Origin of the sequence: Streptosporangium sp. NBC_01469, from assembly GCF_036227305.1 — a bacterium.
GTDB lineage: Bacteria > Actinomycetota > Actinomycetes > Streptosporangiales > Streptosporangiaceae > Streptosporangium.
On the sequence record NZ_CP109465.1, the window covers coordinates 9991959 to 10005690 of the forward strand.

General features: G+C 68.0%; 6 protein-coding genes and 1 tRNA gene. 3 read left to right on the forward strand and 4 right to left on the reverse strand.

Annotated features, from left to right (window positions below; translation table 11 throughout):
- Nucleotides 1-9: 9 nt before the first annotated feature.
- The 3 genes from OG587_RS43670 to OG587_RS43680 all read right to left on the reverse strand — a co-directional run bounded on the left by OG587_RS43670 (nucleotide 10) and on the right by OG587_RS43680 (nucleotide 3702).
- A complete protein-coding gene (locus OG587_RS43670) occupies nucleotides 10-1242 on the reverse strand; it encodes an MFS transporter (RefSeq protein WP_329084742.1) in 1233 nt (410 codons plus the stop codon).
- The gene (locus OG587_RS43675) at nucleotides 1239-2399 is read right to left on the reverse strand and encodes a tetratricopeptide repeat protein (protein ID WP_329084743.1); all 1161 of its coding nucleotides are present in this window, start codon (nucleotides 2397-2399) and stop codon (nucleotides 1239-1241) included. The genes OG587_RS43670 and OG587_RS43675 overlap by 4 nt, the downstream gene beginning before the upstream one ends.
- Nucleotides 2400-2466: 67 nt before the next feature.
- Nucleotides 2467-3702, reverse strand: a complete 1236-nt coding sequence (locus OG587_RS43680; protein ID WP_329084744.1) for an FxsB family cyclophane-forming radical SAM/SPASM peptide maturase — start codon at nucleotides 3700-3702, stop codon at nucleotides 2467-2469.
- Between the two features lie 780 nt (nucleotides 3703-4482).
- Between OG587_RS43680 and OG587_RS43685 the strand changes: the two genes are divergently transcribed.
- The 3 genes from OG587_RS43685 (at nucleotide 4483) to OG587_RS43695 (ending at nucleotide 13362) form a co-directional block, all read left to right on the forward strand.
- On the forward strand, nucleotides 4483-5667 hold the full coding sequence (locus OG587_RS43685; protein ID WP_329084745.1) for a serine hydrolase domain-containing protein: 1185 nt from the start codon (nucleotides 4483-4485) through the stop codon (nucleotides 5665-5667).
- 681 nt (nucleotides 5668-6348) lie between these two features.
- Complete coding sequence (locus OG587_RS43690; protein ID WP_329084746.1) at nucleotides 6349-9276, forward strand: ATP-binding protein; 2928 nt, start codon at nucleotides 6349-6351, stop codon at nucleotides 9274-9276.
- Nucleotides 9277-9585: 309 nt separating this feature from the next.
- Nucleotides 9586-13362, forward strand: coding sequence for a S8 family peptidase (locus tag OG587_RS43695; protein ID WP_329094191.1), 3777 nt, complete (start codon nucleotides 9586-9588; stop codon nucleotides 13360-13362).
- Nucleotides 13363-13607: 245 nt separating this feature from the next.
- On the opposite strand, the gene OG587_RS43700 is transcribed toward OG587_RS43695, so the two are convergent.
- Nucleotides 13608-13681: transfer RNA gene (locus OG587_RS43700), tRNA-Lys, on the reverse strand.
- Between the last annotated feature and the right edge of the window lie 51 nt (nucleotides 13682-13732).

Below are 13732 nucleotides of genomic sequence, written 5' to 3' on the forward strand. Positions count from 1 at the left end.
GATCGCCGCTCAGACGGCGGATTCGGCCGGGAAGATCGACGTTCGACGAACGGCGGGAACGGTGGTGGCCCAGATGGCGAGGAGGAGCATTCCCGCGAACAGGATCAGCACGGTGACGTCGACGCCCACGCGCTCCGAGAGGAAACCGCCGCAGAGAGGCCCCACCGCGTTGCCGACGAACAGGGCCATGAGCGCGACGCTGGATACCCGACCCAGCAGGTGTGCGGGCGTCTGCTGAACCAGGTAGGTGCTCATGGCCACGTTCCCCACAGAGCCGACGAATCCGACGATCAGCAGGGTGACCGTCATCGGGAGGATGCCGACGCCCAGCAGTGGGATGGCCATCGCGCCGACCCAGCTCCACATTTGTGCGAGGACCAGCGGAAAGTTGAAGCGCCGGAAGAACGTGGCCGCGACGACTCCGCCGATCACCCCTCCGATTCCCGGCATCGACAGCGTCACACCGATCAAAAACGGTGACGTCCCGTTCTGCTGCGCACTTGCCATAAAGGTGAGAATCAGCGCGTGCACGAGGATGCCCACACCCACCGTCGTAACGACGGTGGCTCTGAAGAACGGATCGCGTCTCACCCAGGTGAGCCCTTCGACCATTTCCCGCAGAACATGCCGTCGCTCGTGAGCCGACCGCCTGGTGGTCACCCGCATGGACAGCAGCGTCCCGACCGAGACAGCATAGGAGATCGCGTCGACGACGAAGGGGACAGCTCGTCCGAGGCTGAAAAGAAAGCCGCCCAGCGACCGGCCCAGCAGCATGGCGGACTGGGTGCGTGTTTCGTTCCCAGCCAAGGCGCTCATGACCTGATCGGCGGGCACGATCGATGGGATGGAGAGCCGCTCGGCCAGGCGGTAGAAAACGCCCAGGGTTCCTTCGATGAAGGAAACCGCGATAATGAGGGCGATGCCCGGAGTCCCGAAGACCAAGAAGAGGACAAGGGCGCAGATGGCCAGCCCCCGTCCGAGCTCGGACAGCAGCATCACCCTCCGCCAGTCCCACCGATCGACCAGGGGGCCCGCCGGAAGGTAGAACAGGAGATCGGGGAGCACCCCGGCCAACGCCACCCATCCCGCCTGCACGGGCGAACCGGTCTGTGCCAGAACGAGCAGGGGGAGCGCGATGCTGGAGGCCCGGCTGCCGAGGATGGTCACCCCGGATCCGATCCAGAGAAGGACGAAGTTCCTGTTCCGCCACAAGGAGGGGGACGTCTGGTGGATGGCCGTCATTTCTGGAGGGTCTTCAACCGCTCGTCCACCACGTCGACTGTGGGATCAACACGTTGAGACAGCAGATAATGGTCACGAGCGAGGTCCGACTTGCCCTGCTGTTCGTAGATCCAGCCCAGGTAGAAGGCCGCTTCGGCGACCGCGATGCCTCCCAACGGCAGCGTGCGCTCGAACGCGTACAGCGCCTCGTCGATGCGCCCCGCCGCGGCGAGGGCCCGCCCGCGCGCGTTCCATGTTCTGCGATCGTTCGGCTCGAGTTCGACCAATCGGTCCGTCGCCGCGACGGCCTGCTCTGGCCGGCCGAAGACGAGGTGAGTCTTCGTCAGTGTTTCGTACAAGGGCGTGGCGTGATCCTCCCAGGCCAGGAGGCGCAACGCCCCATGAGAGGGCCGTCCAAGAGCGAGACACTCCTCCGCGCGGTCGAGCAGCGCGAGCGTGGCCTTGGCGTCCGACTTGAGGAAAGGGAGGTAGGCCACCGCGCGCAGCCAGGTGTGCTCGGCGAGATATGTGGCCGACTCCGTGTCGTCGATGGACGCCAGCGCCTTTTTGCCCAGCTCCGCCGCTTGGTGCGCCTCCGGGGTGTCGGTCCCTCTCTTGCCGTTGCGCACCACGACGAAGTTCGCCAGCATGAGACGCGCGTACGCGTCGATTCTCTCGTCCGCTGCCACGTTCAGCGCGATCTGGTCAAGCTCGTCCGAGTCAGAGTGAAACCTGAGGAGAACGGACATCTCCTCGCGGGCCAGCTGCGGACTGAAGCGATGAGCGCCGGCCTTCGTCCCGGACATGCCGAGGATCTTGGCCGCTCGTTTCGGATATCCCAGGCGGAGTAGCAGATCGCTGGCGGCCCGCAATTCGGGGGTCGTGAGGGAGTCGCTGTCATGGCACACTTTGTCGACCTGGAACCAGAGGCTCGACGCCAGGTCGGCGGGCACATCGCCGAACTCTTCGGTGCAGGCGTCCAGGCGATTCCAGCTGGCAGCGGTGAGAATGCGCAAATCGTCGGGTGGCCAGGTGTTGAAGGTCGGCAACGAGGCGGCGTTTCCCTCCACCAGGTGCGTGGCGATGGCGTGCGTAATGATCGCGAGCGTGTTGGAGAGCGGCTGGGGGGCCGCGAGGCCGATGGGTACGGGGCAGGCGGCGGGCTGGTTCGCGGACATCAGTGCGCGCAGGCGCCGAGCGAACGGCCGCACTCCCCCCGAACGCCGGTACCCGGGAATGAGAAGCTCAGGCATCTGACGCTGCGCTGTCCGCAAGAAGCTCTCGTCTCATGTCCTGCCGAATATGCGTGATCAGTCGCAGCAGATCGCCGCAATATACCGATGGGTTGAGGAAACCTGACCCACTGCGATATCTGTGTGTATAGAATCCGCCGCCGCAGATGTCTCTGATCGTGCATTCTTGACACGTCGCGCTAAGGGCCGAGACGCCTATCTGTCTGGCTATCACCGCCGGGTGAGTCAGGGCTGTGTCGAAGTTGTGCTCGAACACATTCAGCCCGGTCTCGGGGGCTCCCGAGAAAGCCGATTTCAGCGAATCGCCCTGCTGCAGACTGCCGTCGGTGTCGACGACGATGATCCGGACCGGTAAGAGTCCAATGGATTCCAAGGTGCTGGGGCCGCCCAGCAGCAGCCGGAAAATATTTTGAAAGAAACGTATCTTGGTTTTCTGCGAGCTCCCCCGCCAGTGTTCGTAGAGCTGGATCAACCAGTCCGCGTACGGCGTGAGACCGGAACCGTCCTGGGCAGGTGGCGGGGTCGTCCAGTTCCCGTGCGGAAGCAGGAAGTCAATGGTCGGCGGCGAAAATTCAGCCAGCGCCTCGTAGCATTCTACCGGGTCGTTTCTCAGGTCGATTGTGCAGAGAATGCCGCCGAAGGACGGTCGATACCGGTCAGAGCGAAGAAGCTCCACCGCGCGCGCCACGTTCGAATAGCTACCCCGACCATTGCGGTATTTACGGCTCCGGTCGTTCGCCTCCATGCCGCCGTCCAGACTGACCCCGACGCGAACACGGTGAGCGAGCAACATGTCGAGCATCGGCTCGTCGAGTAGCAGGCCGTTCGTCTGCACGGTGAATCGCACATCGACTCCGCCCGCGACGGCGCCGCGCACGGTGCGCACGAAACGGTCGATCATGTCAGGGCCGGCCATCAGCGGCTCGCCCCCATGAAGGAGGATGTCAATGGCCGGCAAGTCGTGTGCATCGACGTGCTCGGAAATTCGCCTGGCAAGCGCCTCGACCGTTTCATCGGCCATCGTCATCGGCCGTCCCCGCCACGACTGGTCTGCCATTTCGTACATATAGCAGTACGTGCATGCCAGATTGCAGCGCTCATGAATTTTGACGACAAACTGGCTGAACGGCAGTGGCCGCCAGCCCTCGGCGTGCAGCCTCGTCACATCCAGGCCGACCTCTGGCCATTCTTTGCGGTGCGGCTCTGCAATTTGGATCAGTTCTGACACGCCTTATCCTCCACCATAATGACAGTATCCCTCTCCCTAACAAAAGGCGGAGGGATACTGTGGTTCTAGTTTCTAGACACCAGCGTTAAAACCGGTTCCAGACGTGCAACCGACGAAACCCGCGGCGAACTGCTCCAACTCGTCCGCGAAAGGCGTGCCGAATGCTCTCCCGGAACCGCTCTCCGTCTTCATCCTGTTCTTGATCTGAGCAATCTCAGCTGGATTCACAAACGCCTCCACAGGCTATTGCGGATGGACCTTTACCCCCTTTTGGGGGGCTGTTTATCAACCGTACGATTTGGTGATCAACTCTGTCAATAGAGCTGATCCAACTTGCCGAAGGTGCCCGTGGCGGCTCGCCGGTACCGGCCCGAAGATCGGTCGCGTAGTGGGCAGGCGGCTACATCGGCGGCCTCGCGGCGGCGCTGAGCATCGCCGATCGGGGACACCGGGTGACCGTGCTGGAACGCCAGGCCACGTTCGCCGAACTGGGCGCCGGCATCCAGCTGGGGCCGAACGCCTTCCACGCGCTCCGCCGCCCAGGGGTCGGCGAGAGCGTGCGCGACCGGGCGGTCTTCATCGACGAGCTGCGCCTCATGGACGGCACGACGGGCGACCGGGTGGCCGGCATGCCGCTGACCGACGGCTACCGGAGCCGGTTCGGCAACCCGGGGGTAGTGCCAGCTGTACCAAGAGGCTCCAGCTCATGGGATCGAAGGGATGATCTCCTCCGCGACATGCTTTGGGGGTCGGCAAGTGACCCGCGAACAAGGAGTCCCGATGTTCAAGCCCACCTCCTCCCGATCCCGCCTCCTCGCCTGCGGGCTCGCCACGATGATCGCCGTCGGCGCCGTCGCCGCGCCGGCCACGGCGTCGGCCACCGCGACACCCGCCGGGACCGCTGCCGCCACCGACAGCGCGCCCCTGCAGAAGGCGCTGGACGACCTCGTCAAGAAGGACAACTTTCCCGGAGCGCTCGCGACGGTGCATGACAGTGATGGCAAGGCGCACTACTACACCGCAGGCGTCGGCAACCTGAAGACCAGGAGCAAGGTTCCCGCCGACGGGCGGGTGCGCATCGCCAGCAACACCAAGATGTACACCGCCACCGTCGTGCTGCAGCTCGTCGGCGAGGGAAAGGTCGAGCTGGACGCGCCGATCGAGAGATACCTGCCGAAGCTGGTCCGGGGCAAGGCCGGCGACGGCCGCAAGATCACGGTCCGCCAGATCCTCCAGCACACCAGCGGCCTGCCCGACTACGACGAGGCCCTCTTCGCCGACTTCGCCGACTTCGCCGGCTTCCTGCGGAAGTACTGGAAGCCGCAGGAGATCCTGGATCTCGCCCTGAAGCAGAAGGCGCTGTTCAAGCCCGGCAAGGGCTGGAGCTACAGCAACACCAACTACGTGCTGGCCGGCATGCTCGTGGAGAAGGTCACCGGCCGCCCGATCGGCCAGGAGATCACCGACCGGATCATCAAGCGCATCGGGCTGCGCGACACCTACTGGCCCAAGGCCCGCGAAAAGGGCATTCGCGGCCCCCACCCCCGCGGTTACTTCGCGACCAAGCCCTCCGAGCCGTGGGTCGACGTCACCACGTTCGACCCCTCGTCCGCCTGGGCCGCCGGGCAGCTGATCGGCACCCCCGGCGACCTCAACCGCTTCCTGCTCGCGCTGCTGAACGGCGAGCTGCTCGAACCGGCCCAGCTGGCGGAGATGAAGAGGACCGTCGCGGCGCCCGACGCCGACACCGTCGGCGGCTCGCGCTACGGCCTGGGCCTGGCCACCTTCAAGCTGAGCTGCGGCGGCTTCGCCTGGACCCACGGCGGGAACGCCCCCGGCTACACCACCCGCAACGCCGTGACCAAGGACGGCAAGGCCGCGGCCGTCGCCATCACCGCCCTGCCCATCACCATGGAGGGCGCCAAGAACGTCGAGAAAGCCCTCGACACCGCCCTGTGCGAGTAAACGCAAGTAACGGGTAACCGGCCCGCTCGCCCCCGCGCCGCCCCGGCGGCACGCGGGGGTGTCGGCGTTCCGGGTGCCGTCCGACCACCCGACGACTGTTCCCGCGAAGACACGACCGTGAGACGGCCACCCGTCGGCCGTCGCGCAACCGACGCCACCTTCAACGGGGGGCGCACTGTGGTTCCCGCCCCGGAGCGCCGAGAGATTCACTGATCTCCGCACGTATTTTCACGCCATTGTGCGCGTGTCGGAGAATGTCCGCCATGGACTCCCCTGTGATCTTAGCCAGCCTGCCTTACGCCCTTGGCATCGTCATGCTCGGCCTGGGCCTCAGCCTGACCTTGGATGACTTCCGGTACGAGTCCTAGCCACGCAGAGGCTCGGCCAGGAATCTCTCGGCGGCTCGCCCGCGCGTCGTATTCCCGGCGGCCGGTTCGCGGACCAGGTCGTGCGCGAAGCGGAACGTGTGCGAGTCGCCGGGCGAAGGCCCGAGCAGAGCGAGCGCCTCCCAGCGGTTCCAGCCCGTCGGGACATTCCCAAACCACCGAGCGTCACCACCCGATGAGAGAGGAGCTTCTGCGGAAGGCGTTCCGTGCACTTGGCGGGTGACGACTGGAAGGCGTTCTACGATTTTATTGTGAAATTCACCCGAAATGGCCACAAAGCAGGTTTTGTAGGGATGTGAGTACGAGACCCCCGTATGACTCGTCGGATCGCCCGCCCGCGAAGGCGGCGCGGAGCGCCGCTGGGAAGCGAGTCGTATCCCCGACCCTGGTCGGGCGCGTCGAGGAGCTGGCGACGCTGGTGGCGGCGGTGGCCGGTCCGCCCGCGGTGGTGTCGATCGAGGGCGAGGCCGGGGTCGGCAAGACCAGGCTGGTGTCGGAGCTGCTCGGCCGGCCCGAGGTCGCCGGCCGCCGGGCACTGCTGGGCCGGTGCCACCGGTTCCGTGAGTCGTTTCCGCTGGGCCCGGTGATCGAGGCGGTGCGCGGCATCGGGGATGAGCTGCGGGGGATGCGTCTCAGCGGAGTGGCCGGAGCGTTGCGGCCGTTGTTGCCGGAGCTGGCAGAGATGCTGCCGGCCGCACCCGATCCGCTGGACGATCGGATGGCCGAGCGTCACCGGGTTTTCCGGGGGCTGGCGGATGTCCTGGTGGCGGTTTCGCCGGCGGTGCTGGTGCTGGAGGACCTGCACTGGGCGGAGGAGCAGACCACCGATTTCATCGCTTATCTGCTGGGCAGTCCGCCGCCTGGGCTGACGGTGGTGCTCACGTACCGGGGTGAGGAGGTCAGCGCGGCGGTGCGGGCGTCGACGGTCAGGCTGCCGCCCGGTACGAGCCAGGCCCATCTCGTGCTGGCACCGTTGGACCAGGGCGAGACCGGCGCTCTGGCGACCGCGATCCTGGACACCGAGCGGGTGTCGGAGGAGTTCGCCCACTACCTGTGGGAGCGCACCGCCGGACTGCCGTTCGCGGTGGAGGAAGTGCTGGCTCTGGTGCGTGAGCGCGGTTCGCTGGTACGCCGCGGTGACCGCTGGACCCGCAGAGTGCTGGAGGAGCTCGAGGTTCCCCGGGGGGTCCGGGACTCGACGCTGGAACGGATCGCCCGGCTGCCGGCCGACGCTCACCGGCTGGCCGAGGCCGCAGCCGTGCTGCATACCCCCGTCGCGCTATCGGTTCTGCTGTCCGTCGCCGAGGACGCGGGTCGAATCGAGGGCCTGGAGGAAGCCGTCGGCTCCGGCCTGCTGATCGAAGACGGCGAGGCGTTCGGGTTCCGCCACACACTGGCGGCCCAGGCGGTCTACGAGACCCTGAGCGGTCCTCGCCGACGTGAGCTGCACGGCCGGGCAGCCGACGCGCTGCGGGCCCTCGACCCCGTTCTTCTCGGTCAGGTGGCCCATCACCTCAAGCACGCGGACCGGCTCGCCGAGTGGGCCGCGGCCGCGGAACAGGCGGCGGGGCAGGCCGTCGCGCTGGGACACGAGGACGAGGCCGTCCGCCTGCTCGCCGAGGTCGTACGGCATGCGCCGATGACGGGCGAGCGGCGCGGCCAGGTCGCGGTGAGGCTCGGGTGGGCCGCACTGGACACGCTGCGTGCGCGGGAGGTCGTCCCGCTGCTGGACCACGCTCTGGACGACGACCTGGCCGGGCCGGTGCGCGGAGAGTTGCGGTTCTTGATGGCCCTCGCCCTGGGCCAGGCGGGCCAGGACTCGGCCCGGCAGCGGGAGCTGTTCATGGCCGCGATCGACGATCTCCAGGACCGCCCGGACCTGCGGGCGTGGGCGCTGGTGGGCCTGGGCGTCACGCCTCGTCCGAACGAACCGATCCGTGAGAATGTGCGGTGGCTGAGCCGCGCACTCGAACTGGTCGACGAGGTCGACGACCGGCTGCTCGAGGTGTTCGTGCTGGGCAAGGCTGGTTCCGTCTTCCTCGACATCGGGGACCCGGCGTGGCGTGACGTGACCGATCGCATGCTGAAGATCACCGGTGGCTCCCCTCAGCAGCGTCGCGAGGCGAACGCCCATTGTTCGGTTGGTATCTCCGCCTGTTACGCAGGCCATTTCGACATGGCCGAATCAATGCTCAGCAGCGGGCTGCGCGCTTCGGCCGTGCAGCAGAACCGGCGGCTCGAGGTCATGCTCCGCAGCGGACTCACGCTGGTGCGGTACTGCCGCGGTAGCTGGAACGGATTGCGCGGCGACGTCGACGACCTCCTCGCCGACGTCGCTCACTACGCGCCGAGCCTCATGGATGTCGAGCTGGCCGGCGGCAACCTCAACCTGGCGTACGGCGCGGTGGACCAGGCGGATGAGCAGCTGCGGCGGGTCACCGAGCTGGCGGTGGAGATCGGGGCGTACGAGGTCGTGCCGGCGGCGGCCGGCGGATGGGCACGGGCCAGGCTGGCACTTGGTGACACGCAAGGTGCGCTCCACTGTGTCCAGTTGCTGCTGCACGAGCTCGACAGGTGGGGTTGCTGGCCCTCGGCCGGCTGGGCGCTGCCGTCGGCCGTCGAGGTGTGGGCGGCGGCCGGCGAGTACGGTGAGGCGCGGCGGTTCACCGAGCGGGTGGAGCGAGAGCTCCGCCACCTGGACGCGCCGCTCGCCTCCGCCGCCTTGTGTTACGCCCGGGGTGTGCTGGACGGCCGTGCCGACGACTTTCTGACGGCGGCCGTGAAGTACCAGAACGCGTCCGCCCCGTACGAGGCGGCAAGGGCGAGCGAACGCGCGGCCGGCCTGCTGCTCGACGGCGGCGACCCGCGGGGCGGCTCGGTGCTGCGAGACGCCGTGGCCGTCTACGAGCGGCTCGGCGCGTCATGGGACCACGGCCGGGCGGCCGGCGTCGCCCGGTGGCACGAGGTCGCCCTCCCGGCCCGCCATCGTGGTGGGCGTCAGGGCTACGGCGCGAGGCTGTCCCCCCGCGAGCGTCAGGTGGCGGAGCTGGCCGCCCACGGGCGGACCAACAAGGAGATCGCACAGGCGCTGTTCGTCTCGGCCAAGACGGTGGAGAAGCACCTCGCCGCGGTGATGCGCAAGCTCTCGGCCCGCTCACGCACGGAGCTGGAGCGCCTGCTGGAAGACGCGGCGAGCAAAGATGGGGGATTCCCCAATAGCTAGCGGTTCGCCCGCTCTCGCATCGTGTCCGTGTGGAAGAGAGCAGATCACCAGCGCCGGACGACGAGGTCGGACCGACCGATCGCGACCGGAACGAGCGGCTGCCGTCAACAGAGCCAGAGGCTGCGACGCCGGCCGAACCCACCACCGCCGAACCCGTCGAACCGGACGAGGACGGGTGGGTGCCGCTGTGAGCTGCCGTAGGAACCAGTTCTGAGAACCGATCTTGCTCCGTAGATCATATAAAGCACCGAAAGGGTTTCCATGCGCTTTCTCCGTTCCAGGGCGCCCGTAGTGTTGGCGGGCGTGTTGATGGTCGCGGTCGCCGGGCCCGCCGCGGCTGCCGTACCCCCCGCCTCCACGCCACCGTCGCCCCCTGCGAGTCGGGCCACCGCCAAGCCGCCGGTGGAGAAGACCTTCACTCTGCTGACCGGTGATGTGGTCCGGTTGAGAACCTCGGCCGACGGCAGCGCGACCGGTGAGGTCGTCAAGGATGTCGCGCCCCTGGGCGACATCACCTTCCAGCGAATGACCGGAGGTCTCTACGCGCTGACCGGCGAGACGGTCCGCCAGATCGCCGCGGGCAAGCTGGATCGCGAGCTGTTCAACCTGACCAGGCTCGCCGAGTACGGCTACGACGACGCGCACACCAAGCAGTTGCCGGTCATCACCACCTACAAGGACACGCAGGCGCGGGCCGCGGTGCCCTCCGCGCCGAAGGGCACGTCACGCAAGCGGACGCTGACCAGCGTCAAGGGCCAGGCGCTGGCGGTCGACAAGAGCAGAACGACCGACGCGTGGGCGGCGCTCAAGGGCGGAGACACGCAGAAGGTCTGGCTGGACGGCCGGGTGAAGGCGTCGCTGGACGTGAGCGTGCCCGCGGTCGGCGCGCCTGCCGCCTGGTCGGCGGGGCTGACCGGCAGGGGCGTGAAGATCGGTGTGGTGGACACCGGCATCGACCGGGACCACCCGGACTTCGCCGGCCGGATCGCCGCGTCGCAAAGCTTCGTGCCCGGCTCCTCCTCCGCGATGGACGACAACGGGCACGGCACGCACGTCGCGTCGATCGCGGCGGGGTCCGGCGCGGCATCCGACGGCAAGTACCGGGGCGTCGCGCCGGATGCCGAGCTGGTGGTCGCGAAGGCGCTCGACGCCGGAGGCTCCGGCGCCAATTCCGACATCATCGCCGGGATGGAATGGGCGGCGAACCAGGGCGCCAAGGTGATCAACATTAGCCTGGGCGGCCTCGCGACCGACGGGACCGATCCGCTGTCGCAGGCGGTCAACCGGATCTCGGAGGCCACCGGCGCCTTGTTCGTCGTCTCGGCGGGCAACGACGGCACCGCCGAATCGCCGTACTGGATCGGCAGCCCGGGGGCCGCGGACCAGGCGCTGACCGTGGGAAGCGTGGCCAAGACCGCCCCGTACGAGCGCAGCTACTTCTCCAGCTGGGGCCCGCGGGTGGGCGACAACGCGGTGAAGCCGGAGATCACCGCGCCGGGGGCGGAGATCGCCGCCGCCAGGGCGGACGGCTCGACGCTCGGAGGTGACGTCGGCAATCCCAGATACCAGTCGATGTCGGGCACCTCGATGGCCGCGCCGCACGTGGCCGGCGGCGCCGCGCTGCTGGCGCAGCAGCACCCGGACTGGAACCGCGGTCAGATCCGCGACAGGCTGGTCAGCACGGCCAACCCCGGCAAGGAAGGCGAGGTGACCCGGGAGGGCGCCGGCATGATGGACCTGGCCCAGGCCACGACCGGCGGCCTGAGCGCGACCGGCACCCTGAACCTGGGCATGATGCGGCCTCCGTACAAGACGGCCACCGGGACGGTGACCCTGCGGAACACCGGCACCGAGGCGGTGCGTGCCACCCTGGGGCTCACGCTGTCCACGATGGACGCAAAGATGGTCGAGGCGACCCCGTTCGAGCCCGGCGAAGCCGTCACGGTGACCCCGTCGGCGGTGGACGTGCCGGCCGGCGGCACCGTCACGGTGACGGTGACGGTCAACCCGGAAGCTCTGGAACTCGGGGCGTCCTACGGCTTCCTCGAGGCACGACACGGTGACACGGTGGTGCGGACCACGCTGGGCTGGACCAAGGACGCCGAGCGTGCCCCGTTGAAGGTCCGCGGCATCGACCGCACCGGCACCCCGGCGCACACGACGTGCTGCTCGTTGCTGAGCCTGATGGACCTGGAGACCGGCCAGGACTGGCTCGGCCTGTACGACCACGGCTCGGCGTACTTCATCGGGCTCGGCTACGACCCGATGCTGCTGCTCGGCCGCCGGTACGCCCTGATGACCAACATTTCGGACTGGACCGCCGAGGAGCCGTACTTCAAGGTGTCGGAGAGCATCGCCGGTGAGCCGGAGCTGCTCATGGACGGACCTCGGGAGCTGGTCTTCGACATGCGAAAGGCCCGGCGCGTGGAATACCCCACCCGGCAGCCGACGGAGGCGGTCGACCGGATGAGCGTGGGCTGGAGCCGGCGCGTCGGAACTCCCGGCCACGACATCGGCGTGATCGGGCAGACCTTCCACGGCGGCACCGGCCCGGCCGAGGTCTACGTGCTGCCCGGCACGACCAAGGCCACCACCGGCACCTTCACGATGGGATTCGGTACGCAGCTCGTCGCTCCCGCCCTGACCATGAAGGTCACCGGCCCGCGGGCGCCCAAGCTGCGCCCCGCCTACCCGCTGGAGCACTCCGGCGCCTGCTACGTCGTCCTGCGGTGCACGGCCACGTTCCGGTCATCCGGGGCGTACCAGGTGGTGGACGCGGGCAAGGGCAGCCCGGCGGAGCTGGCCGCGGCCGGCGTCCGGGGCAAGCTGGCGCTGGTCGACGAAACCCTCGCCATCGACGAATGGGGCACGGTGACGCCGCTCGACCAGGTGGTGGCCGACGCCGTGGCGGCGGGCGCGGCCGGTGTGCTGGTCGCCGTGGCCGACTCCGGACCGGCCCGGCGCGCCATGGAGAAGCCGGCCACGGTGCCGGTGGCGGTGCTCACCCACGACGAGGGTGAGCGGCTGGGCGCGGCCGCCGCCAGGGGCCGGACCACCGTGGAGACCGGCGGTGAACCGGTCTCTCCCTTCCTGTACGCCCTGTCCCACACCGTCAAGGACAAGATGCCGACGGACACCGTCTTCGAGACGGAGCCGAGGAATCTGGCCACCATCACGGCCCGCTACCGCGCGGACACCCCCGGCACGCTGTACCGCGTCGACAGCATCACTTCCAACAACCTGATAACGGGAATCACCAAGGTCGTCGCTCCGTTCACCCGCACCGAGTACGTCTCGCCGGGCATGCGCCGGCAGTATGTCAGCCAGACGAACGGGCTCCACGAGGAGAACTCGCGCGAGTACGCGGCCGGTACCCGCGTCACCGAGGACTACTTCTCCGCGCCGATCGCACCCGGGCCCACGAGCCCCGAAACCCTGACCGCGTTGTCATACGCGCAATGGGGGTACGGCTACATCACGCTCAACCTGTTCCCGCTCCGGATCGGCAACGGGTACCACTACCTGCCTCAGTGGCCGCAATCGACCATCCGGTACCTGAAGGACGGCGACGTGCTGTGCGAGACGGCGTACCTCAGCAGTTGCACCGTGCAGTCGCCGACACCTGGCCGGCACCGGATAGAGCTCGACACCCAGCAGTCGTTCAGGCCGCTGTCCCCGTCAAGCCGTACGGCCTGGGAGTTCGCCGTCCGGTTCGACAGTGACGGCTCGGCCGGGAACGAGGCCGGCGAGATCCTGCCCATGGTCGACGTGCGCTATGACGTGGAGCTGAACCCGAACAACACGGTCCGGGCCGGGTCGAAGTACTCGATCAAGCTGCTTCCCGGTTACCAGCCCGGATACAGCGGATCGGACAGGTTCGGCGTACGCGCCTGGGTCAGCAGTGACGACGGGGCCAAATGGACCGACCTGGGCAGCCGCAAGGTCAGGGACGGCAAGACGGCCGAGTACGAGGTCGGCGCGCCACGCAACGGCGAGTTCGTGACCCTGCGGGTGCAGGCCACCGACTCCGCCGGTAACTCGATCGACCAGACCATCACCAGGGCCTGGAAAGTCGAACGGAGGTAGGAGGACCGCGACATCGGTGCCGTCCGCGGGGACCACCCCCGCGGATGGCGCCGTTCGTCCAGGCGGCCGACCACGCGCTGCGCGACTCGTCGTCTTGGTCGTCGTCGATGAGGGGACTCGTCGACCTCGCGCCGCCAGGCGTGGCTTTCCTCGATGAGGACCAGGCGAGCACCCCCGGGCCCAGAAACGACTGTGGGCATCCCCGCCGACAGCGGGGATGCCCACAGCATCGATCTGAACCGAAGTGCGCCGCCAGGGACTCGAACCCCGGACCCGCTGATTAAGAGTCAGCTGCTCTAACCAACTGAGCTAGCGGCGCTTGAAGCCCTTGAAGGATAGCGCACATCGGGCGGCGCCTCGAAATCAGCGG